Raw genomic sequence first — 23,583 nt, 5'->3', positions numbered from 1 at the left:
AAATTGATGGATTTTCAATAATTGTCAGAAGGGAAAAGAACTTTTATTATAGGAGTAGAGATAATAGGAGGATTTAAGATGAAAAAAATATTATTTGTATGCTTAGGGAATATTTGCCGTTCACCGATGGCAGAAGCTATCATGAGGGATTTAATTGCTAAGGAAGGCTTAGAGGGGAAAATTACGGTTGATTCCGCGGGCACAGGAAATTGGCATACAGGAAAACCGCCACATGAAGGAACACGAACGATTTTATCAAAACATAACATCTCATATGACGGATTAAAAGCTAGACAAATTACCAAGGAAGACCTAAATAATTTCGACTATATCATTGGGATGGATGCAGAAAATATCGGGAATATTAAACGTCTGGCAGGAAATGCTCAATCAGGGAAAATAAAACGACTGCTTGATTATGTGAAAGAGTCTGATGTAGAAGATGTACCTGACCCATATTATACGGGGAATTTTACAGAAGTGTATGACCTTGTTACAAAAGGCTGTGAAAACCTATTAAAGGAAATAAAGCAAGACTTATTAAAATAAAAACGTCAATTTTACATAGTGCTTCTCTTGGGGTATATAAAGGTCTATAAGGCTTTAATCAAGTAAGGAGGAATGTGAAATGGGAAAAGACAATAAATTGGTTAAAGGGATTGTTATCGGAGCTCTCGTTGGTGCTGCTGTTTCTTTATTTGATAAAAACACTCGCCAAGGAGTAATCCAATCAGGCAAAACGCTTGGTTTAAAAGTAAAAGAGTATGCAAAACAGCCTTCAAAATTAACATCTGAAGTAAAGCAAAAAATTGATAATGTACGTCAGACGGTGCAAGAGGTATCAGACGATATCACGTTTATTAATGAAAAGGTTCAAGAGTTGAAGGAATCTTCTCCACATGTTGTACATATGCTACAAGAAACAAAGGACAAATTTATTCCATAACCGACAATAATCGAGAGGTGGATATCTTGTCATTTTTTAAGGAGCTATTAAAACGATTTTTACATGATGAGGTGGCGGGGTTATCTGCACAGCTCGCATATTTTTTCCTATTGTCCCTGTTTCCATTTTTACTTTTCCTTATCACATTAATTGCATACTTACCGTTAACACAGGAGGATGTGCTTGGGACGATAAGTGAATTTGCCCCTGGTGAATCTGTTGCAATTATAGAGGAATCATTAAATCAAATTATTGAGCAAAAAAATGGCGGTTTATTATCGTTCGGGGTAATTGCAACACTTTGGTCTGCATCGAATGGAATCAATTCAATCGTTCGAGCATTTAATAGGGCATATGGTGTTGAAGAAACAAGATCGTTCTTTGCCTCAAGACTAATGGCGATTTTTTTAACAATCGCAATGGTATTTATCATTGTACTAGCCTTATTATTACCGGTATTCGGCAGAGAAATCGGCTTATTGATTTCTTCGCATTTCGGCTTATCAACTGAGTTTTTAACGCTTTGGAATACGCTTCGCTGGTTTTTAAGTGCGATCATCCTGTTCATCGTTTTTACAGCACTTTATTTCTTTGCACCTAATAAGCGCCTTCATATAAAGGATGGAATTCCAGGGGCATTTGCTGCAACAATTGGGTGGATTCTCGTATCATTGGCATTTTCCTATTATGTTGGAAACATTGCAAATTACAGTGCGACATATGGAAGTATCGGTGGAATCATCGTTTTGATGATTTGGTTTTATTTATCGGGAATGATCCTTATTTTTGGTGGAGAATTAAACGCCATGTTATATAAACGAAAAAAGGAGCTTATTTAAATCGTACTGCAGCTTCGTTGTTAGGAAACGTCTAACAATGAAGCTGCAGTTTTTTTCTAATTTACCGTTTCTGATCCTAGAAGGTCCTGCAAGACTTTCGATTTCTACCGAGCACTACTTAGTCAAAGCAACAGAGTTTACCAAAAATAGGCGTAAGTTTTCCATATATTTTCAAAAATTACTTTGACAGATAGAGTAATTTACGATAAGATTACTCTATCAGATAGAGCAATGTCGTAAAGGATGTGTAATAATGATTAGAAGCGATATCATTCGTGGACATTTAGATTCCATGATTCTTCGCTTAATTTTAGAAAAAGACAGATATGGGTATGAAATCTCGAGAGAAATTAGTTCACGTACCGAAAATCGTTTTCAAATTAAAGAAGCAACCTTGTATGCCGTTTTTCAACGTTTAGAAAAAAAGGAACTCATTGAGTCTTATTTTGGAAATGTCTCACAAGGAGGAAAGAGAAAGTACTACAGAATTACTTCTCTTGGAAAAGCATATTTAACGGAAATGGTTAAGGAATGGAAGGAAACGAAAGAAATTATCGATTTATTTATGGAGGGATTTGAGTGATTAAATTAAAGAATCATGTAGAGGAGCTATTTAAGGATCTACATGATAGTGAAGAGAAAAGAGCGATTCAGCAGGAAGTCCTTGAAAACTTAGAGGAAAAGGTTTGGGATTTAATGGCACAAGGAAAAGACGAGGAGGATGCGATCAATAAAGCGATTGTTGAATTTGGTGATATTGGAGATATCAAAATGGAGCTTGGTGTAAAGAAAACGAAAAAGGGAAACAAATATGCAAAATTAAATCTTGGCTATTCGATATGGGGGAGCATGCTCATTATCGGACTATTTGTCTTTATTAATTTCTATTATACACCGAGTACAATTTGGTTCGTTTACCCAACCTTTGCCATCTTATGGTGGCCGTTATCGATGTACTTTTATTGGAAGCGGAATAAGGAAGAAAGGAGTGTTAATCAATGAAAAAGGATATAGCATTTCAATTTGCACTTGCAGGAAGTATGATGACGATTATCTTTATCATCGTGGTAAATAGTTTAAGTACGACATATCCTTGGTTCATTTATCCTACATTTGCTTTATTGCTTTGGCCGATTGGTATCTTTTGTGCGAAGAAAAAGAATCATAAGCTTTTATCAATTGTGTACAGCTTGATTATCATAGCCTTTTTAGTTACCGAAAACTATATACAAACACCCGAATATCCATGGTTTTTATATGCATTACCACCACTTTTGTGCTGGCCGGTTCTAGCTATTCTAGATAAACATAGCCAAAAGGTAAGTACGGCCATATTATGCAGTGCTAGTATTATAGGATATTACATTATGTTAAATCTTATCCTATCACCTCAACATCCGTGGGCGATTTATCCTGCATTTGCTGTTTTATGGTGGCCGCTTGCTTTATATCATGGGAAAACGAGAACATTTTATGCGTTTTCTCTTACAGGGAGCTTGCTAGTTATTGCATTTTTTGCTGCAGTTAATGCTATTACAACGCCTGATCATATCTGGGCTGTGTATCCAATTTTTTGCATCCTCTGGTGGCCTTTAAGCATGTATTATTACGGATTTAAGAAGAAAAAAATCGCTTGAGATATGCGACGTTCAATGAAGCTAGCTCCTATTAAAAACTATCATAAGAGAAAATATTAAATCATCGAACATTGTCCGAGGGAGCTAGTTTACACTTTTCAGCAGACCTTCATCAAATTTAATCCACAGAAGACCTCTTCATTATCCTTCGTAAATAGAAATTCCAAAAAATAGGTTTATTAATTTGTTTAAGTTGGGAGACTAAACTATAAAAACTGAATCATACAATAACAATAAGGCAAACAGGCTCTTTTCTAAAATATTGTTGTTTTTAACATTGTAAAGGTTGGTTGGAGCGTAAGTATGAGACCCTCTGCTTTGATGCGTAGGATTGGTTTATGTAAAGCGGATGTTTACAGCTAGGTGGCTAACCATGCATCTTGCAAAAAGCGAGGCACTTGAGCAGAAATCAATCAGAACGAATCCTAATAATAAGGCAACAAAGTTTATGAGAACAGCCTATAAAAAAAGTAGTTTACATTCTAAGCAAGGGAATGGTGAATAGTTTGGTTAATCGTTTGTTTACTATTATTGTTTTAATTGGATTACCGCTATCAGTAGCAGGTAGCCTTTTTCATTGGTCGCAAATTCTAATGTTTGTCATTTATTGCTTAACAATTATTGCGTTAGCAGGTTTTATGGGCAGAGCGACAGAGAGCTTAGCAATCGTTGCCGGGCCAAGAATTGGTGGATTATTAAATGCAACGTTTGGAAATGCAGTAGAATTGATTATTTCAATATTTTCATTGAAGGCAGGGCTATTAGGGGTTGTGTTAGCCTCCTTAACTGGATCAGTAATAGGAAACCTGCTTCTAGTAGCGGGTTTAAGCTTTTTTATCGGTGGGTTAAAGTATAAACGGCAGGAATTTAATGTTTATGATGCACGCCATAATTCGGGAATGCTTATATTTGCCGTTGTTGTTGCATTTGTCATTCCAGAGGTTTTTTCGATGACAATGGATGAGGCAGAAACATTATCATTAAGCATTGGAATTTCGATCATTCTTATTATTCTTTATTTAGCTGCACTATTCTTTAAGCTTGTGACTCATCGAGGCGTCTATCAGCATAAATCAGATACAGCTGAAGCACATGAGGTACCTGAATGGTCAAAAATGAAGGCGATCATTATTTTATTGCTTTCGACGATTGCAGTTGCTTATGTATCAGAAAATCTTGTCCATACATTTGAAACAGTGGGAGAGCAGTTCGGTTGGACGGAGCTATTTATTGGGGTTATTATCGTTGCGATTGTCGGGAATGCTGCTGAACATGCTTCAGCCATTATTATGGCATATAAAAATAAAATGAATGTAGCAGTAGAAATTGCCATCGGCTCGACATTGCAAGTTTCAATGTTTGTTGCCCCACTATTAGTGTTAATTTCACTATTTTTTAAGGATAGGATGCCTTTAGTTTTTACGTTACCTGAACTTATTGCAATGGTAACAGCTGTCTTTTTAACCATTATGATCACGAATGACGGTGACACAAACTGGTTTGAGGGGGCGATGCTACTAGCAGCCTATCTCATCATGGGTATAGGCTTTTATTTGTTATAAAAAAAGAGAGGGTGTCTCAAAACTAAAGGTTCAGCCCCCCTCAAACATAATATATAGACTAATAAATGAGGTTAGTTTCTATATATCTGTTTGTTGGAGGGGTCAGACCCTTTTGAGTCACCCTCATTCATTCTTTGTAGGACGAAACAAATTACTAGAGAAATTGGTAACGCTTGCAAAACAGCGCAACAAACTATCTAGGGACTCATTTCTGATAGCTTTATTTTACACCGTTATCTTATTTTTGTAAACGCTTTTAATGAAATTTATTAAAAAGCTTGGATAAACAAAAACAATCTTGAAAACACTAATCATAGCTTATGAAAGGAGAAGAAGGTATGAAAAAATTAATATTCATTTCTCTTGTCTTACTGTTTTCATTTAGTGTTTCTCATGCTTCTTATGCAGAAGGTAAGCAAAAGCAAATTAAAATTCCAAATACCGTTATGGAGATAACGAAGGAAAACACATATCCAAATCCAACACAAGATTTACCATACTTACAACCTAGTGATTTTACTCAATCACTTATTGATACATCTGATGTACCGATTGAAAACCCGGATTTAATTCGGATATTAAACGAGTCAACTATTTCTGATGCACCTTTAGCAATCGGTTATCGAGCAACAATTTATTTAGGAGAATGGGCGTTAAATTATCAATCAACAGAAACCGCTACAAACTGGGAATACCAAAAGATCAACACGAATTTTCAAGACAATCGTGGTGGGAAGGGCCCAATTCAGATGCATTATAAGCAGGAGGCACAAAAGTCTGTAAAAGGTGGCCTAACGGCAAAGGTACCGGAAGCCGAGCATGTGAAAAAAATGATGCTGTTAAAAGCAATGAAGAAAACGAATTTACCACTCTCTTTTGAAACGATTATTGGCGCAGGGACAAAGGCAGACCAGATTTATAATGTGCAGCCTAAAAAATTAGGCTACTTATATGCTTATGCACCAGCTGTTAATGAAAAGGGTAAGGTTACGTATGGTGAGGTTTATCTCGTTTTAAAAGGAAATAAAAAAAGCATTGTCGTCAAAAATGTCACATCACAAGGAATTGGGGCATGGATTCCGATTCAAGATCATGTATCATTCGGTTTTGTGACAGCTGATAATCCAAAATAATGAATAAAATCAGTGCGTTCAGACGCATTGATTTTTTCATGTTTATTAAATATAGGGGGGATGGGAGTTGAAGCATCTCGTTATTATTATCGCAGTATTGCTAGTTTTCCCTCACACAAGCTTTGCAGCAAATCGACAAGGCTTAGAGAATATCGATGCAGCATTTATTCGGGATGGTGATTTATGGCTTTGGACAAATGGTGAGGAAAAGAAGGTTACGAATACAGGTCATATAGTTGGCATGCCACAATGGTCACATGATAGACAATGGATTTCTTATCAAAATGAAGCAAAGCAAGGCGAAGAAATTCATAGGGAGCTTTGGGTTTACCGTCCAAATGATGGAATGCAAAGGAAAATCTATCATGATAGTCATTCACCTAAATGGGCAGCAACAAAAAATATTATAGCTTTTATGGATGAGGAACTAGTAAATGTGTCAGATTTAGAGCGTTTTTATAATGTGGCGTTAGGTGTCGCAGATTACGAGTGGCTACCAAATGATGATGGTATAATATTAGCTTCAAGTGCAAAGCTACTACCAAACGGATGGACGAACCCGGTTATTTATAAAAAGCTGCTTCCTAGTAATTTAAGCAAAATAAAGCTAGAAGAGGCAGAGGAGTTTTTTACGATCCCAAAGGAAATTAAAAAAGGGAATATGGATATTTTGTCAATTTACCCAAATTCCTTTCTCTTTTCACCAAGCAGCAAATGGATTTCCTTCATTGTCTCGCCAACAGCGTCCTGGTCAATGGACAGCAATATGCTTACGGTTTTATCAAATGATGGGAAGTCATTTCAAGTGTTGGATGAGGTCATTTTAGGTGTCGGAAAGCCGAAATGGGCTCCTTCAAAGGATATGCTTGCATATATTGCGGGCGGAGGAAGAATTGTCTTTGGTTTTAAGAACAAGCGGTTAAAGGTTGAAGAAATGCCCGCATCAGGAACCCTTACCCCACAAAACTATGCAGAGCTTGACTTTACCTGGCTTAATAATGAGACAATTGTTACTTCAAGGGTCATCGAAAAGGAATGGTCAAATAATAGTAGCGAGCATCCGCTTCCAGCCCTTTATCTTGTTCACATTAGCAATAAAAAGCAAAAGCAAATGACACATCCACCTCAAGGGCATGGAGATTACCATCCGTTTTACAACAAAACAGCTAACAAATTAATTTGGTATCGTGGGAAGTCATTATTTGATGAGAACATGGATGTTTGGATTGCGAATCCAGATGGAACTAACCCGAAAAAATGGTTAGAAAATGTCGATGTCGTTGTGATAGCTGGAGAATGACGAAAAGAGTAAAACAAGAACTGTTATCCCAGTCGGGAACAGTTCTTGTTTTTTTGTTATCTTTTATAAGAAACAAAGCATCGGAGCTTTCAAGGCGGTTTTGTTATTGGCTATGTTTAACAGAAATTTGCTCCTCAGCGAGTCCGATTTTTTCATCAAAGAGCACCTGTGCAATGATTTTTCGTGCTTCTCTTGCTGTATTCCAGTACTCTTTGTCATCAACCAGTCCTGTAATCGTGTACTCATAGCCGTGGAATCCTGCATTTAACGAGGTGATTCCATAGATTGTGAACGGTTCGATAAGACAATTTTCCTCGTCAACCTTTAAGCAATGTCCAAATTGTTCATTTAGAAGGTTACAGGCCTTTTCGAGTGCATCCCATACCTTTTTAGGATCCTCCTGGTACCTAACAACAACCCGCTCAATTACCCGCATCCGATCGATATTATAGTTTTGAATTTGCTTAATCTCGCCGTTAGAAATGGTCAATAATTTTCCACTCCATTCCCTTACCTTTAGGGAACGAAGGCCAATTTCTTCAACAGTGCCATTAAAGGTGTTATTAATTGTCACAAAATCACCTTGATGAAGCTGTTTTTCGTAAATAAGAAATAACCCGGCGAGAATATCCTTGATAAGGCTTTGTGCCCCGAAGCCAATGACGATCCCGGCAATTCCAGCTCCAGCAAGAATCGATTCGAAATTATCGACGTATTTAGAGATAACAAATAAAATAAAGCAAATCGTTGCAGTATATTTCAATAATGAACGTACTAAGCTTTCAATCGTTTTTTCTTTTCGTTCCTCAATAAAATCTGTTCTGAGAAAGAACTTGCTTAACGATTTGTTAATAATTGCAACACTAATCCAGAGAACGATGGCAGCGATGATGATTTGGACGATGTTTATCGAAAGGATCGCTTTTATTTGTTCCATACTATCACCTATAAATTCGACTGTCGTTTTGTGAAATCAACATCTTTATAATAACTATTTTTGACGAGAATATTCGGTCCAAGACAGTTCACAGCAAGGCAATGACAATTGAGTGATTTTGCTAAGGAAGAATCCATCCACTTATCATAGGCAGATTGAAGGGTATTATCCTTAATATTCCCTAAAGGAGGAGCATCACCAAAATCTGTCACAATGATATTTCCATCGAAAATATTAACATTTAAACGGGATCTACCATCAGGATCGTTTCGAACCGTAACATTTTTGCTTGAACGAAGACGGTTAATTAACGCTAAATCTTCCTTATTATCGCTGCATGCGTAAAATGGCAATGTTCCAAATAGCATCCAAACAGATTCATCGCGTATATCTAATAAATGATGAATCGCTGAACGGATCTCTGAAAGTGATAATGTTTCCAATGCACTGGCGAAATCACTTGGGTACATTGGGTGAATTTCATGACGCTGACAATGCATTTCCTCAACAATTTGCTTATGAATTTTTTCAATATACGGAAGGGTATTTTTGTTAAGCATCGTTTCAGCCGAAACAATGACACCTGCTTTAACAAGTGCACGACTGTTTTCGATCATTCGCTCAAACAATGTAGCTCTCTGTGCATATGTTGGCTTTCTGTCCATCATGGCAAAACCAACCTCAACAAACTCATCGATCGTACCCCAGTTATGAGAAATGTGTAATACATCCAAGTATGGGATAATTTTTTCATATCGATTTAAATCAAGTGTTAAATTTGAATTTATTTGTGTACGCACTCCACGTTCATGGGCATACTTTAAAAGTGGGATGACGTAATTTTCAACAGATTTTAACGATAGCATCGGTTCCCCACCTGTAATACTTAAGGAACGAAGCTTTGGAACCTCGTCTAGTCGTTTTAACAATAAATCAATTGGAAGAGCATTCGGGTCCTTTGGACGTAGTGTGTAACCGACAGCGCAATGCTCACACCGCATATTGCAAAGTGTTGTTGTGGTAAATTCAATATTTGTTAACTCCATTTTTCCATATTGCTCGACATCAAGATATGCTTCCCACGGATCATATGAAGTTGTAATGGGTTTTAACGTGTTTGTTACATTCATTTTCGAGGTACTCCTTTTATTAACAAATAAAAATAGCCTTACATAAGGCTAAATATCTTTAAAAACAGATTAGCTTACTATACAGAGTTGTCAGCTCCATACCCATTCTAACATGAACGTTCATTGTTATCATCCATTGGAGCTTTATATTAAAGGAAGAAAGTACTTAGTTTTCGTTTCTAACTCATTAAGCTCATGCGTCACAAGTGATTTGATTAAATATCATCTTCTATCATCTCTATCATCTTCTATTCAATTGGAGCCAGTTGCTTGAAGCACATTAGGGATTGCGCTTTTTAGTCAGTTGTTTTAAAATTAAAGGCAATTTTCTTAATATTGTTGTATATAAGCTAAGCTTTGTAAAGGTTGATTTAGTGTAGGTGCGGATGTGTGGGAAATGTGAGCACCAAAGAGGCTCATCACCCACCCGGCGGAAAACGGGAAATTTATCGGAAATCAACCAAAACGAATAACAAATAAACAGCAATAAAATGCGAAAACAGCCAAATTAATAAATACGTTAGGATGAACTATATCTTTAAGAGGAGAGATGAAAATGGGTAATGCAGTTCAAGATAAGGATTCACAACTATCTTATTTAAAAAGTCGGTTAAATATGTTTTTAGAAGTACTTGATTCAATGGATCCCGAGTCAACAGATGTTGAAGATATTGACCGCTTATTAAAAATGTTAGATGAGCTTGAATTCAAGCATGAACAATTTAAAAAGGATTGGGATCGAAATGGAGCATGACATTTGCGTCTGCTCTTTTTTTCTATTTTTATTTCGAGTTTGGCACATGACTAAGATGGATGTCAGGGCAAAATAGTCGGTACAGACTTCAAACTGAAAGCGCTTATGATATTCCTTTTCAATCTTTTTTTGAAGGAGTATAATAAAAATTGAAGAAATAGACCGAAAGTTTAGATACATTAAGAGACGATATAAGGGGAGAATCGAGATGGAGAACTTTTACGAAAGCATGTACAAATTAATAGTAGAAACATCGACCAATCTACCAAAAGATGTACGAAGAGCAATCGCTGCGGCAAAATTGCGAGAAAGTGCTGGCACTCGTTCTGCAATGTCACTTGCAACCATTACGAATAATATTAAAATGGCTGACGATAATATTTCACCGATCTGTCAGGATACTGGTTTACCAACGTTTAAATTAAAGGTTCCGGTTGGTGCCAATCAGCTAAAGATGAAGGAAGATATTAAGCGGGCCATTGCTCAAGCAACAAAGGATGGCAAGCTACGTCCTAATTCGGTTGATTCGATTACTGGGAAAAACAGCGGTGATAATTTAGGTGATGGAACACCTGTCATTAAATTTGAACAATGGGAAAAGGATTATATTGATGCACGCCTTATTTTAAAGGGCGGTGGCTGTGAAAATAAAAATATCCAATATAGCTTACCTTGTGAGCTTGAAGGCTTAGGAAGAGCGGGACGAGACCTTGATGGAATCAGAAAATGCATTATGCACTCCGTTTACCAAGCACAGGGACAAGGCTGTAGTGCTGGCTTTATCGGGGTCGGAATCGGTGGCGACCGAACAAGCGGCTATGAGCTGGCAAAGGAGCAATTATTTAGACGTGTCGATGATGTGAACGAAAGAGAAGATTTACGTAAGCTTGAGGAATATGTTCTTGAGCATGCGAATGAGCTTGGAATTGGAACAATGGGATTTGGTGGAGAAACAACATTACTAGGTTGTAAAATTGGTGTCATCAATCGTATTCCAGCAAGCTTCTTCGTATCAGTTGCTTACAATTGCTGGGCTTATCGCCGCTTAGGTGTATATTTAAATCCTGAAACAGGAGCAATTAACGAATGGTTATATCAAGACGGAGATGAGGTTGACTTTGGGCAAGCTGAGGCTACTTCTACTGAAGAGCAACAGCAATCGGTTCGTGAAGTTGTCCTAGAAGCACCAATTACAGAGGAGCAAATTAGAGAGTTAAAAGTTGGTGACGTCGTTCGCATTAATGGAATGATGTATACGGGAAGAGACGCAATCCATAAATACTTATCAGAAAACGACTCCCCAGTTGATCTTAATGGACAAATCATTTATCACTGTGGACCAGTTATGATGAAGGATGAGGATGGAAAGTATCACGTTAAAGCAGCAGGACCAACGACAAGTATTCGTGAGGAGCCATACCAAGGCGATATTATGAAGCGATTTGGTATTCGCGCTGTTATCGGAAAAGGTGGAATGGGACCAAAAACGTTAAAGGCGCTTCAAGAACACGGTGGTGTCTACTTAAATGCAATTGGAGGAGCTGCGCAATATTATGCTGACTGTATTAAATCAGTAGAAGGTGTAGACCTCATGCAATTTGGAATTCCGGAAGCAATGTGGCATCTTAAGGTTGAAGGCTTTACAGCTGTAGTTACAATGGATTCACATGGAAACAGCCTTCACGCCGATGTCGATAAATCATCATTAGAAAAGCTCTCTAAATTTAAGGATCCGGTATTTAAATAAACGTTTGTTTTAAAAGAAATAAGTGTGCCTGAATCAGGAATTTCCCTGATTTTAAAGGCACGCTTTTTTTATTTAGGCAGTTTTCGTAAAACTTTGATGCTTTTATTAGAAGTTGTTTTCCACTGCATTATCGCTTCCCAAGCGTCCAAGGAGTACCTTAAAAACAACTATATTTTAGAAAAGGGACTTAATGTAATTTTTTCCAGTATGGAATGCTCTCATAAATAAACACTATACATATATAACGATCATGAGGAGAGAGTATGATGAAAAAATTGTCTATCATGACAATCCTATGCTGTCTAATTTTTTTATTTTCGAACGAAGCATATGCGATATCAAATAAACCAATTCATTGGGGCTTTAAAAAAAGTAAAAACCACGAACCAGCCTCTGCTGGAGAGGAATATGACGAAATTCTTGGCAAGTACGGCTCCTTCTATATAGGAGATACAACGAAGAAGGAAATTTACTTAACCTTTGATAATGGCTATGAAAATGGCTATACGAGCAAGGTGTTAGACGTTTTAAAAAAACGAGAGGTTCCAGCAACATTTTTTGTAACAGGTCATTATATTGAATCCGAACCAGGATTAGTAAAACGGATGGTGAAGGAAGGTCATATCGTCGGAAACCATTCATGGTATCATCCTGACCTCACAAAAGAAAGTGATGAAGAAATAAAAGAAGAGCTAGAATCTGTTCGCCTGAAAGTGGAGGAATTAACAGACCAAAAAGGGATGAACTACTTAAGGCCGCCGAGAGGTATTTTTAGTGAACGGGTGCTGCAAACGTCCAAAGATTTAGGATACACAACTGTCTTCTGGTCCCTCGCTTTTGTTGACTGGAAAATAGACGCGCAAAGAGGCTGGAGATATTCGTACGAAAACATTATGCAACAAATCCACCCTGGAGCGATTATCCTTCTCCATACCGTATCAAAGGACAATGCCGAAGGACTGGACAACGCCATTGTTGAATTGCAGAAACAAGGCTACATCTTCAAAAGCTTAGACGACTTAATGCTTCAAAAAATAATCGACAATCCTGACTTAATCTCCCTTTAACCAAGGGAGATATTTTTTAGACAATAGATTAGTATTAAAAACGAAGCAAATCCTCACATTGAAATTAACCTAATTGACAAAACAAAACCATGCTATAATTGGCAAAAAGAGTATAAAGGCTGTGAATAAAAATGTGGAAGGAAATAATTGAAGCAGACGGACCATATCATTTCGGCAGTGTGATAAGCAGGCTATCACTTGATCCGTTAAATAACGTAAATCAGGAACAACAATCGGTGAAGGTTCCACTTATTATAAATGAAAAAGGACATGTCATCGAAGTGCAGGCTGTTGGTACTTTAGAAAATCCACGCTTTGAGCTAAAGGGACACGATAATGATATAAAAGAACAAGCTAAAGCTGAGCTCATTAGAATTTTTCAATGGGATTTTCCGTTAGATAAACTAAATAATCATTTCAAAACGTCAAATCTTTCAGATATTTTTCAGCAGCATGAGGGGACGCCGCTTGTATTGGAATTTGATTTATATCGTTGTTTAATGAAATGCTTTATTCATCAGCAATTAAATTTATCTTTTGCTCATACGTTAACAGAACGATTTGTTAAAGCATTTGGTTATGAGATTGATGATGTTTGGTTTTATCCAAAACCAGAAACGGTCGCTGCTTTAGAGGTTGAGGAGCTAATGAACATGCAATTCAGCAGGAGGAAGGCTGAATATGTGATTGATACATCTCGGCTTATTGCTGAAGGGAGCTTAGATTTATCGCAAGTTGAACGCTTATCTGATGATGAAGTAATGAAAAAGCTAATAAAAATTCGTGGGATTGGTCCATGGACTGTACAAAATCTTTTGTTAACTGGATTAGGAAGACCTAATTTGTTTCCTAAAGCAGACATTGGGATACAAAAGGCGATTCAAAAGCATTTTAACCTAGAGAGGAAGCCTACAAGTGAAGAAATGGACATGTACAGTGAGCAATGGCATCCTTATTTAAGCTATGCATCGCTTTATTTGTGGAGAAGTATTGAATAAGTGAATGCGTAGAGAGTGACTTAACATTGGAAGACTCTCCAGCAAACTCTAGTTAAAAGATATTGATTGTTTGGGTTTGAGGGGGAGAGCTTTTGCTGTAAATCACTCTCTTTTGTGTCAACTTGTACGTATGTTTATGTGATTGGATAAACAAGTTCCGAATTGATAGAAAACATATTGACATGTACGAACGTGTGTAATAGGATAAATATTGGTTAGGATAAGCGCTTACAATACAAAAAATTCTTCCTATCATCTTTTTGGAAAACATCCTCTCAGTGAATTTTTGTAAAAATGTGCAGTTTTCTAACCCATGTATGAATAGAAACGTATGTATTTAGCTTAAGGTTTGTCGCATTTCATCGGGATATAGCGATTTTTTTGCATGGGTATGATAAAGATAGAAAACTAGATTTCGTACATTTACAAGGGTGTTAGCTTCAATTTTGTACGTACATCCCTTTTTATCCCAAATAATGAATGCGCATACAACTCTTGGGTAAATACTTCGTTTCATACAAAAAGGAGGGGTATGAAAGTATGAAAAAGAAATTATCTCGTAGATTTTTAGCTTTATTTTTAACACTTGTACTTCTTGTTCCAAATTTAGCGTTCGCCATTGAAAATGATGGGGCAGCAAGCGAGCAAGCAGAAGCACCTGTTTTTAAAGATGTATCTGTCCACGATCCGTCAGTCATTAAAACAGGTGACACGTACTATGTTTTTGGCTCTCACTTAGCAGCTGCAAAGACAAAGGATTTTATGCAATGGGATGAAGTAGCAAACTTAGTTAATCCCGATAACCCGTTATTTGAAAACGTTGTTGAGGAATTAAAGGAAACTTTTGACTGGGCAGAATCTGATACATTATGGGCAGCAGATGTGATTGAATTAAATGGGAAGTTTTATATGTATTATAACGCTTGTAAAGGAGATTCTCCTCGTTCAGCGATGGGGATTGCCGTTGCAGACAATATTGAAGGCCCTTACAAAGATCAAGGAATCTTCCTGAAATCCGGGATGTGGGATGAAGTAAGCCCAGATGGAACGATTTATGATGCAAGAATTCATCCAAATGCCGTTGATCCAGATGTATTCTTTGATAAAAATGGCAAGCTCTGGATGATGTACGGTTCATACTCTGGTGGTATTTTCATTATGGAAATGGACCCTGAAACAGGTGAACCATTGCCAAACCAAGGCTATGGGAAAAAATTACTCGGTGGAAACCATAGTCGTATTGAAGGAGCATATGTCCAATATAGCAAAGAAACGGATTATTACTATATGTACCTATCATTTGGCGGACTAGATTCAACTGGCGGCTATAACATGCGTGTTGTTCGTTCGGAAAATCCTGATGGTCCATATTATGATGCAGAAGGCAATGACATGATTAATGTCAAGGCTAATCCAGACCTTCCGATATTTGATGATGCGTCAATCGAACCATATGGTGTGAAATTAATGGGCAGTCACTTATTCAAAAGAGAAGTTGGTGAGGCTGGAACTGGAATTGGGACAGGCTATGTTTCGCCAGGTCATAATTCTGTTTACTATGATGAAGCAACAGACGAACAATATTTAATTTTCCATACTCGTTTCCCTGAAAAAGGTGAAATGCATCAGGTTCGTGTACATAAAATGTATATGAATGAAGATGGTTGGCCGGTTGTTTCGCCATATCGTTATGCGGGCGAATCGTTAGAAAGGGTTGAAGCATCAGATATAAGCGGAGACTATAAATTTATTAATCATGGAAAAGATATTTCAGCAGAAATTAAACAATCAGTGCTAGTTACGTTAAATGACGATGGAACGATTTCTGGTGACGTAACAGGTGAATGGAGTTTATCTGGTGAAAATGAAGCGACTTTACAGGTTGATGGTAAAACATATAAAGGTGTGTTTGTTCGCCAATGGGATCCAACCTCTGAAAAATATGTTTTAACATTTACTGCACTATCAAATGAAGGCATTGCGATTTGGGGAAGTAAAACAGCATCACAATCAGATGCAGAAATTGTTGCGGCGGTTAAAAATGATTTAAGTCTTGGAGACACAACAAATGTCATTAGTCATTTAACATTACCAACAACAGGATTACGTGGGACACAAATTACGTGGCAATCATCACATCCTGAAATCGTTTCTGAAGATGGAAAAGTAACTCGTCCTGTTGGAAAGGAATCGGTGACAGTAACCCTTACGGCAACGATAACTAAAGGTGAAATGACCGATACGAAGCAATTTACAGTCGTCGTTTTACCGCAAAAGGAAGGTAAGCTCGTTGCCCATTATGCATTTGAGGATAATTTAAAGGATAGCACGGGAAATGTGACGGACGGTGCAGTAACTGGTAACCGTATTGATAATACAGGTGGAACAAGTGCATTTGCAGAAGGAAAAGTTGGACAAGCAGCTGTATTTGACGGTGCATCTGGAATTCGTTTGCCAGATGGATTGATTTCTAGTAATAAGTACACGGTATCATTATGGCTAAATCCGCAGGAATTGAATAAATACACAACTTCATTCTTTGGTGGGAGCAGTAACACAAAATGGATTAGCTTTTTACCAATGGGCCATGACGGAGTAGCAAATGATACGATGCTCTGGTCAGGTGAAGCATGGTATGACGCGGGAACAGGTATGAAAATTCCAGCAAATGAATGGTCACATATTGCATTCTCAGTAGACAACGGTAGTATAAAAATCTATGTAAATGGTGAAGAAAAGTTTGCGGGTGAAAACTTCCCAGACGTCTTCACAACAGAGAACGGTGTATTCGCCTTAGGTGTAAACTACTGGGACACCCCATATAAAGGCTTAATGGATGAATTACTTGTATACGATGCAAAGGTATTAACAGCAGAAGAAATTAAAGCTTATTATGAAACTGGAGAAATTCCAGCAGAGGCTCCAGGTGAGGAAACACCAGGAACAGACCCACCAGGTGAGGAGACGCCAGGAACAGACCCACCAGGTGAGGAGACGCCAGGAACAGACCCACCAGGTGAGGAGACGCCAGGAACAGAAACACCAGGTAAGGAGACACCAGGAACAGACCCACCAGGTGAGGAAACACCAGGGACAGACCCACCAGGAACAGAAGCTCCAGAGGATGTAACAGTTGAGCCTGTTCATAATGAAAAAGAAACAACTGGTGAAAAATTACCGGATACAGCAACAAGCACATATAATACGTTACTAATTGGTGCTATTGTTTTAATCACTGGTGCAATTGCATTCCTCATAGTAAGAAGAAAGACCAATGCTGAATAATAAGTTATGAGATGAGGCTGACTCGATATGAGTTGGCCTCATTTTCTTTAGCGATTATGGAAATGCTAGGAAGAGGAATGAACGTTACTAGCTTTTAGGACGAACTATTAGTATGATTAAAAGATGAATGTTCCAGTAGAAATGGAGAGCTTTTTACTATGAAAGAAACGAAAAAAAATCATTCGATTAAAATAGAGAAGGGACAAACCTTCCCGTTAACAATTAAGCGTTTAGGGATTAATGGTGAAGGTGTCGGCTACTTTAAAAGACAGGTTGTCTTCGTACCTGGTGCATTACCTGGTGAAGAGGTATTAGTTGAAGCGACAAAAATCCAACCAAAGTTTGCAGAGGGAAAGGTTAAGAAAATTAGAAAGCAATCTCCTTTCCGCGTCAAGCCACCTTGCCCAATTTACGAGGAATGCGGTGGCTGTCAGCTTCAGCATTTAGCCTATGCCCAGCAGCTAAAGGAAAAGCGTGACATTGTTATTCAATCACTTGAACGACATACAAAGCTTGCACTACAAAAGCTAGACATTAGAGACACAATTGGAATGGCAGAACCATGGAATTACCGAAACAAAAGCCAATTCCAGGTGGGGCAGCAACAGAATGGAAAGGTCATCGCAGGCCTTTATGGATTAGACTCACACCGGCTCATTCCCATTCAAAACTGTATGGTCCAGCATCCTTTAACAAACAAAGTATCAGAAGGGGTGCAACAAATTCTTGAGGACCTGCAAATCCCGATCTATGATGAACGAAAGCGAAAAGGAATTGTTCGTACGATCGTTACTCGTGCCGGCTTTAGCTCTGGAGAGGTTCAGGTCGTGTTAATTACAACACAAAAAGAGGTACCGCGAAAAAAATTATTAATGGCGGAAATTCAAAAGAGATTGCCAGAGGTTAAATCACTTGTTCAAAATATAAATGGCAATAAAACATCATTAATTTTCGGTGAAAAAACAATTCATCTTAGCGGAGAAGAGGTCATCCAGGAAACACTTGGAGATTTAAGCTTTGAGCTATCAGCACGTGCATTCTTTCAATTAAACCCAGTCCAAACCGTCAAATTATACGATGAAGTGAAGCAAGCAGCAGGTCTGACAGGAAAAGAAAAAATTGCTGATGCCTACTGTGGTGTAGGAACAATCGGCATGTGGCTTGCAGCTGGTGCAAGTGAAGTTCGCGGCATGGACACGATCGAATCAGCCATCATTGATGCGAACGAAAATGCAATAAAACACGGCATCACCAATGCAACCTATGTTACCGGAAGCGCCGAGCATTGGCTCCCAAAATGGGTAAATGAAGGCTGGCGCCCAGACGTCATCGTCGTCGATCCACCAAGAACAGGCTGTGACAAAAAGCTATTAGATGCCATTAAACAAGTAAAGCCAAAAAAGTTTGTTTATGTATCATGTAACCCATCAACATTAGCAAAGGATATTGATTATTTATCAAGGGATTATCACGTGGAATATATTCAGCCGGTTGATATGTTTCCTCATACGGCGCATGTTGAGGCGGTTGCGAAGTTAGTGTTGAAGGTGTAGCCCGAAAATAAACATTTCCTATTAAGACCCCGATTTTTGAAAATAAACTTTTCAGATTTCGGGGTCTTTTTCATGCCGATTTCTTATCTTTACTCGGTTTTCCTATTTAACTCTGGAAAAAATGTGAAAAATAGGTGGGAAAACGGCTATTTTTTTCATTAAAAATGTTCCATATAGGATTTCGGAGCAAAATTTTTATTTTAATTCAAACGTTGAAATGATCGGTGAGGAAGGGGTCTTTAGTAAGAGTTTAATAATAGGAAGAGATTGACTTAAATTTATATTCATATAGCTTAATTGTGGATTGAAAAGAATAAGAGGTTGTAGCTTTTTAAAAAGGGATTTTAATATATTGAGTGTAGGGAACTATAAGTAATATATTATATTGATATAATTCTATTTTATAAAATTAAAAATTGACTACAATCAATGACTAGGGGGATTGTTATTAATGTCATCCAAAATCCAACCAGAAAGAATCCATTTTTAAAAAATTGACCCTTCCTTATATTAATATTTCTTCGCCATGATAATCCAAGATGTAAAAATCGTAATAATGGTTAAAGCAATGACTATTTGAATCATTTCAATTAATTCTAAGCCGAAGATATTAAATTGATTTCCCAGTAATGTGGCAATGAAAAAAACTAAAACAAAGAACATGGAATAGTGCATTCCTTTTTGTTTAATTAATTCTGATCTTTCATCTTTTTCTTTAAATTGTGGATAAAGATACCCAGCCGCAAAAGATAAGTAAGATAATGTTCCCCATGAAAGAAGTTCAACTATAGATAAAGAATTCGTAGACAAACCCATGAAGACTCTCACTGCAAAAATAAACGCGAACAAAACACCTAAAATATTAAAATTTCTTTGTGAAGTGATTTTCATTATTTAACCCTCCAATATGAATTGATTAAATTTTATTAATCATTATCCAACAAAAAAATTGATTCAACATTAGTATTAAAAATTCTTGCTATTTTTATGGCCAATGGCAAAGAAGGATTATATTTTCCCTTTTCTATCGAGATAATTGTTTGTCTGCTTACTTGTAAAAGTTCTGCTAACTTATCCTGAGAATAATTAGCTTTCTTCCTATATTCAGGTAGATTGTTTTTCAAAATCAGGCCTCCCCCCCTTTATGTAAAGCAACCTTTACATTCATTGTGAAGTAAAGGTTGCTTTACGTCAAGTGTATTTTACATTTGAATTTCCAAGAGCTACATTACCATTTGTTACCTCGTACAAGTGCTTTTGTATTCCATTAGAAATCCCTAAATATTTTGCTTTAAGAATTTTATTGTAAGATTCAAGCTGCTCATTAGATTCTTTTGTAGTTTCCTTCCTTTCTGAATTGATAAAGAACTGAAGCTTGTTAGACAAGGTAGGTATATGAAGATAATTATAAGAGCTTTTCTATAAATATATTTATAATAAGGAAGAAAATGGTATAATGGATGAAAATATCCAAACTAAGGACATTCCTACAACGGAAACCAACATTATTATGTTACCCTTAATTCCTCCTCGAAAATATGCTTGTTTTAGTAAATATCTAATTGGAAAAATATGATTATATGTATTAGTCAAAAGAGAATTTTTGAGGTGGTATATTATATGATTAGCAAAAAATACATATGGGTATGTCTATTGTTGTTATTATGTATTTGTTCTGGTTGTGCTGGTGCATCAGACTATGAAATAGATCTTCCAGGTAATTTATCTATTAATAGATTGTCAGCAAATGAAGTAAATATTTCCCCATATGAAGGTGACAATGTTTGGGGGACACCGATTGTTCCAACAAAGGTTACCCATGTTGGGTGGGACAATAGGTATATTGTAGCTATACAACAGGAAATCTCGGAAACTGATAATATGAAATATTGGATTATTAACATTAAAACGCAAGAAACAATAGGTCCATATTCAAAAGCTGATTATGAATTACGAACTAAAGAATTATTACTCGATAATATAGAGATAAAAAAATTGGAAGAGTATAGATAATTATGCTGATAAGACTTGTAAAAATTAAGGGGGAATTTTGATTTCTCGAGAGTGTTCAAAAACCTGAATAATGCCTGCTTAATTAGAGTACAAACAAGTTTTTGATATTTAATGCAGAAGTTTGTGTTTGGAATGAACTTTATTATTGAACTAAAAATGGAAAATTGCTTATCAATAATTTATGGATTAATAAAATTAAAGGAGATAAATATTGAAGAAAATACCTAAAAAGAAAAGTCTATACTTTTTTATTGTAATAGTTTTGTTAATTTTCTTTTTTTACTTTCAAAATAATTCAATTGTAACAAGTACATATACCATTAAATCAGATAAACTTCCAAATAACTTTAATGGATATAAAATTGTTCAATTATCCGACCTACATAGTAAGTCTTTTGGAAACAACCAAAGTGACTTAGTTAAAAAAGTGAAAAAGATAGAACCAGATTTGATTGTATTTACAGGTGACTTAATAGATTCAGACAGATATGAGGAGAAACCTAGTCTAATTTTGATGGAAAGATTGGTTCAAATTGCACCAGTATATTATGTGACAGGTAATCACGAATGGTGGTCAGGGAAATTCAATACATTAGAAGAGAAGCTAAAAAGCATCGGTGTACAAGTGATGCGAAATACAGCAAAAGAAATTGCTATAGGAACTGAAAAAATACAACTTATAGGAATTGATGATCCAGCCAATGTAGATGAATCGTATGTAGAAGGTGCAAAAATGGAGGAAAATATCACGAATTCAATAAAGGGAATAAATGAAGAAACTAATTATCAAATTCTATTATCACATAGACCAGAAAGATTCTCTCTTTATAGTGAATATGGATTTGATGTTGTTTTCTCAGGTCACGCACACGGTGGACAATTTAGAATTCCTTTCGTTGGTGGTTTAATTGCTCCTGACCAAGGATTATTTCCAAAGTATACATCTGGGAAGTACAAATCAGATAATACGACAATGATTGTAAATAGAGGACTTGGAAACAGTATTATACCATTCAGGATTTTTAATCGACCAGAAATTGTTGTAGTGATATTGAGTTCTGGTAAATAATTAGTCTAAGTAATGAACGAACTTTTGAGCTAAACGGATACGTTAACTAAGGAAAGCTGCCCAGGAAAAACCTGACAGTCAAAAGTTAAATTCATAGATTTCCATTTACTAATTTAAATTGGTCCACCTTTAAAATTCCCTTTGCTCTTCCACCTTTAGCATTTCCTTTTCTATAACGTCTACCAATTTCTTTGTACTATACATATATAACACTAACTCTTTATCCTCATCTTCAATGTGGATTTCAGCTTGAACCCTTATTTTTGATGGCTTTCCTTTATACATAACGTCAAAAGTTCCAAACTCTTTTATCTCATTGTTCTCAATCATTTCATCTATTTCAGATAGAATCATGTTGATTTCTTTTTTGAGTCAAGCCTGAGTCTAAAATTGAGTTTGATAAATGATTTAAAAAGGGTTCTATCTCTTCAAGATCAAAATTCATTCCTGCTGCATAACGTGCTTCTTTAGATTTATTATTATTATTCCATAAATTAATCATAAAATAGGTGCCTCCTATTCAAAGTTTGGTTTTAATATAATTTTGATTGTTATTAAAAAGTAAACGCTCTAAGTTATTTGACACCTCCTTTTACACCAAAAAGTAATATTCCATAAAAATGTAAAATAGTAAAATAAAAACAGGGAATTTGTTCTATTTTATATTATGTAATAGATTGGTATATTTTATTTTGTAACTTTTTCCAGTATATTGTCAATTAATGAAATTGACTGTCATAGAGGTGTAAAAATGAATTTAATAAAAATTATCCAATCGGCAATTTTTTCGTGGAAATTAGTTCTAAAAACATGGTTAATTCCAATCCTTTTTATACTCATAAATTGTTATTTTGTTTATACATTCTATTTATATCGATATGAAACCTTTTCACCCCCGTCAGCGTTAACCACTTCAAGTCAGTTGGTGATGTCTGGTATGCTGGCGTATCTATTATTAGGGATGTGGATTGTTAGAATTGAAGAATCAAGTAGTATGAGTGAATTAACAACTTTAATTCATCATGGTTACGTCACTTTGATTATAGGAAAGTGTTTGGTTGGAGTTATTTATATAATAATAGGCCAAATCATAATTTTTACAGCTTATCTTGTTTTATTTTATGGTCAACCAATTTTTGATTATTTTTATTTTTTATCCGTTTTTAAGTATATAGGTCTATTTTGGAGTGGATCATTTTTTATTGCTTTCATGATAGGGATGTTACTTGGCAGCATAATAAGAGGGAAAATCATTTATCCTATTATATTACTTGTTTATTGTTTACTAATCCCAATTAATTATGTTTTTTTGCAATCCTTTAATCGTTTTTTCCATATTTCTCTTGATAAATGGTTTAATCTAGGAGAGCCAAACCCGCATAGTGCGTATCATGCTTTATATGGATTCTCACTTGAACCAGTTCACTTTTGGAAAAAACTACTTATGGTGGCTGTTATCGTTCTCGTATTTATGATGTTGTTTATAAAGAAAAAAGTATTATATCTAAACAAAAAAGTCATATTAATTGGAACGATAATACTAGTTCTTTTTATTTCTTCTATTATTGAAATTTCGAAAGATAAACAGCTCTTATTTGAAGACTCAATTAGTT

The 23,583-nt window shown here is 36.2% G+C and carries 25 protein-coding genes and 1 pseudogene; 20 read left to right on the top strand and 6 right to left on the bottom strand.

Annotation, left to right across the window (positions count from 1 at the left end; translation table 11 throughout):
- Window positions 1-78 precede the first annotated feature (78 nt).
- From HU235_RS05300 to HU235_RS05260, 10 genes are all read left to right on the top strand, one after another.
- The gene (locus HU235_RS05300; protein ID WP_174879532.1) at window positions 79-549 is read left to right on the top strand and encodes a low molecular weight protein-tyrosine-phosphatase; all 471 of its coding nucleotides are present in this window, start codon (window positions 79-81) and stop codon (window positions 547-549) included.
- 79 nt (window positions 550-628) lie between these two features.
- A complete protein-coding gene (locus HU235_RS05295; RefSeq protein ID WP_095300575.1) occupies window positions 629-946 on the top strand; it encodes a YtxH domain-containing protein in 318 nt (105 codons plus the stop codon).
- Between the two features lie 26 nt (window positions 947-972).
- Entirely contained in the window at window positions 973-1,785 is an 813-nt protein-coding gene (locus HU235_RS05290; RefSeq protein WP_233452138.1) for a YihY/virulence factor BrkB family protein, read from the top strand.
- Window positions 1,786-2,038: 253 nt separating this feature from the next.
- Complete coding sequence (locus HU235_RS05285) at window positions 2,039-2,368, top strand: PadR family transcriptional regulator (protein ID WP_095299182.1); 330 nt, start codon at window positions 2,039-2,041, stop codon at window positions 2,366-2,368.
- The gene (locus HU235_RS05280) at window positions 2,365-2,787 is read left to right on the top strand and encodes a permease prefix domain 1-containing protein (protein ID WP_095299184.1); all 423 of its coding nucleotides are present in this window, start codon (window positions 2,365-2,367) and stop codon (window positions 2,785-2,787) included. Before HU235_RS05285 ends, HU235_RS05280 begins: the two co-directional genes overlap by 4 nt.
- Complete coding sequence (locus tag HU235_RS05275) at window positions 2,784-3,422, top strand: hypothetical protein (RefSeq protein ID WP_095299185.1); 639 nt, start codon at window positions 2,784-2,786, stop codon at window positions 3,420-3,422. Before HU235_RS05280 ends, HU235_RS05275 begins: the two co-directional genes overlap by 4 nt.
- 373 nt (window positions 3,423-3,795) lie before the next feature.
- Window positions 3,796-3,927 (top strand): hypothetical protein, encoded by a 132-nt coding sequence (locus HU235_RS25270; RefSeq protein ID WP_267905706.1) that lies wholly within the window; start codon window positions 3,796-3,798, stop codon window positions 3,925-3,927.
- A gap of 1 nt (window position 3,928) precedes the next feature.
- Window positions 3,929-4,984: a calcium/proton exchanger gene (gene cax, locus HU235_RS05270; protein WP_141231483.1), complete on the top strand. Its 1,056-nt coding sequence runs from the start codon at window positions 3,929-3,931 to the stop codon at window positions 4,982-4,984.
- A gap of 338 nt (window positions 4,985-5,322) precedes the next feature.
- Complete coding sequence (locus HU235_RS05265) at window positions 5,323-6,117, top strand: YfkD famly protein (protein WP_174879531.1); 795 nt, start codon at window positions 5,323-5,325, stop codon at window positions 6,115-6,117.
- 67 nt (window positions 6,118-6,184) lie between these two features.
- Entirely contained in the window at window positions 6,185-7,417 is a 1,233-nt protein-coding gene (locus HU235_RS05260) for a TolB family protein (RefSeq protein WP_174879530.1), read from the top strand.
- A 103-nt stretch (window positions 7,418-7,520) separates the two neighbouring features.
- Here the strand turns inward: HU235_RS05260 and HU235_RS05255 are convergent, their stop codons facing one another.
- Both HU235_RS05255 and yfkAB read right to left on the bottom strand, forming a co-directional pair.
- Entirely contained in the window at window positions 7,521-8,354 is an 834-nt protein-coding gene (locus HU235_RS05255) for a mechanosensitive ion channel family protein (RefSeq protein WP_174879529.1), read from the bottom strand.
- Between the two features lie 8 nt (window positions 8,355-8,362).
- Window positions 8,363-9,484, bottom strand: coding sequence for a radical SAM/CxCxxxxC motif protein YfkAB (yfkAB, locus tag HU235_RS05250; RefSeq protein ID WP_174879528.1), 1,122 nt, complete (start codon window positions 9,482-9,484; stop codon window positions 8,363-8,365).
- Between the two features lie 556 nt (window positions 9,485-10,040).
- On the opposite strand from yfkAB, the gene HU235_RS05245 reads away from it, so the two are divergent.
- The 7 genes and pseudogenes from HU235_RS05245 to rlmD all read left to right on the top strand — a co-directional run bounded on the left by HU235_RS05245 (window position 10,041) and on the right by rlmD (window position 18,888).
- Window positions 10,041-10,238 carry an SE1561 family protein gene (locus tag HU235_RS05245; protein WP_095299195.1) on the top strand — a complete coding sequence of 66 codons (198 nt, stop codon included), beginning with the start codon at window positions 10,041-10,043 and terminating at the stop codon, window positions 10,236-10,238.
- Between the two features lie 208 nt (window positions 10,239-10,446).
- Window positions 10,447-11,985, top strand: a complete 1,539-nt coding sequence (locus HU235_RS05240; protein WP_174879527.1) for a fumarate hydratase — start codon at window positions 10,447-10,449, stop codon at window positions 11,983-11,985.
- 266 nt (window positions 11,986-12,251) lie between these two features.
- A complete protein-coding gene (gene pdaA / locus HU235_RS05235) occupies window positions 12,252-13,052 on the top strand; it encodes a delta-lactam-biosynthetic de-N-acetylase (protein ID WP_174879526.1) in 801 nt (266 codons plus the stop codon).
- Window positions 13,053-13,183: 131 nt separating this feature from the next.
- The gene (locus tag HU235_RS05230; protein WP_174879525.1) at window positions 13,184-14,050 is read left to right on the top strand and encodes a DNA-3-methyladenine glycosylase family protein; all 867 of its coding nucleotides are present in this window, start codon (window positions 13,184-13,186) and stop codon (window positions 14,048-14,050) included.
- A gap of 540 nt (window positions 14,051-14,590) precedes the next feature.
- Window positions 14,591-16,933: pseudogene (locus HU235_RS05225) on the top strand (family 43 glycosylhydrolase); the annotation flags it as partial.
- Complete coding sequence (locus HU235_RS25460; protein ID WP_411828258.1) at window positions 16,931-17,335, top strand: LPXTG cell wall anchor domain-containing protein; 405 nt, start codon at window positions 16,931-16,933, stop codon at window positions 17,333-17,335. The pseudogene HU235_RS05225 and the gene HU235_RS25460, both read left to right, overlap by 3 nt.
- A gap of 158 nt (window positions 17,336-17,493) precedes the next feature.
- Window positions 17,494-18,888: a 23S rRNA (uracil(1939)-C(5))-methyltransferase RlmD gene (rlmD, locus tag HU235_RS05220; protein WP_174879523.1), complete on the top strand. Its 1,395-nt coding sequence runs from the start codon at window positions 17,494-17,496 to the stop codon at window positions 18,886-18,888.
- Window positions 18,889-19,398: 510 nt separating this feature from the next.
- On the opposite strand, the gene HU235_RS05215 is transcribed toward rlmD, so the two are convergent.
- On the bottom strand, window positions 19,399-19,779 hold the full coding sequence (locus HU235_RS05215; protein WP_174879522.1) for a hypothetical protein: 381 nt from the start codon (window positions 19,777-19,779) through the stop codon (window positions 19,399-19,401).
- A 35-nt stretch (window positions 19,780-19,814) separates the two neighbouring features.
- Window positions 19,815-20,012, bottom strand: coding sequence for a helix-turn-helix transcriptional regulator (locus HU235_RS05210; protein WP_174879521.1), 198 nt, complete (start codon window positions 20,010-20,012; stop codon window positions 19,815-19,817).
- Window positions 20,013-20,508: 496 nt separating this feature from the next.
- Here HU235_RS05210 and HU235_RS05200 point away from each other — a divergent pair, with 496 nt between their 5' ends.
- Complete coding sequence (locus tag HU235_RS05200) at window positions 20,509-20,901, top strand: DUF3997 domain-containing protein (protein ID WP_174879519.1); 393 nt, start codon at window positions 20,509-20,511, stop codon at window positions 20,899-20,901.
- A gap of 208 nt (window positions 20,902-21,109) precedes the next feature.
- Window positions 21,110-21,970, top strand: a complete 861-nt coding sequence (locus tag HU235_RS05195; RefSeq protein WP_370877267.1) for a metallophosphoesterase — start codon at window positions 21,110-21,112, stop codon at window positions 21,968-21,970.
- 129 nt (window positions 21,971-22,099) lie between these two features.
- On the opposite strand, the gene HU235_RS05190 is transcribed toward HU235_RS05195, so the two are convergent.
- Both HU235_RS05190 and HU235_RS05185 read right to left on the bottom strand, forming a co-directional pair.
- The gene (locus HU235_RS05190; protein ID WP_174879517.1) at window positions 22,100-22,324 is read right to left on the bottom strand and encodes a hypothetical protein; all 225 of its coding nucleotides are present in this window, start codon (window positions 22,322-22,324) and stop codon (window positions 22,100-22,102) included.
- Window positions 22,311-22,472 (bottom strand): hypothetical protein, encoded by a 162-nt coding sequence (locus HU235_RS05185; RefSeq protein ID WP_174879516.1) that lies wholly within the window; start codon window positions 22,470-22,472, stop codon window positions 22,311-22,313. The genes HU235_RS05190 and HU235_RS05185 overlap by 14 nt, the downstream gene beginning before the upstream one ends.
- Before the next feature lie 249 nt (window positions 22,473-22,721).
- On the opposite strand from HU235_RS05185, the gene HU235_RS05180 reads away from it, so the two are divergent.
- Window positions 22,722-23,583, top strand: an 862-nt coding sequence (locus HU235_RS05180; protein WP_174879515.1) for a hypothetical protein, incomplete at its 3' end; no start/stop codon positions are given.

The sequence above is a fragment of the Metabacillus niabensis genome (assembly GCF_902829255.1).
Classification (GTDB): Bacteria; Bacillota; Bacilli; order Bacillales; family Bacillaceae; genus Metabacillus; species Metabacillus niabensis.
The sequence above is the reverse complement of the archived record's forward strand: the minus strand, read 5'-3'. Positions and strand labels throughout refer to the sequence as shown.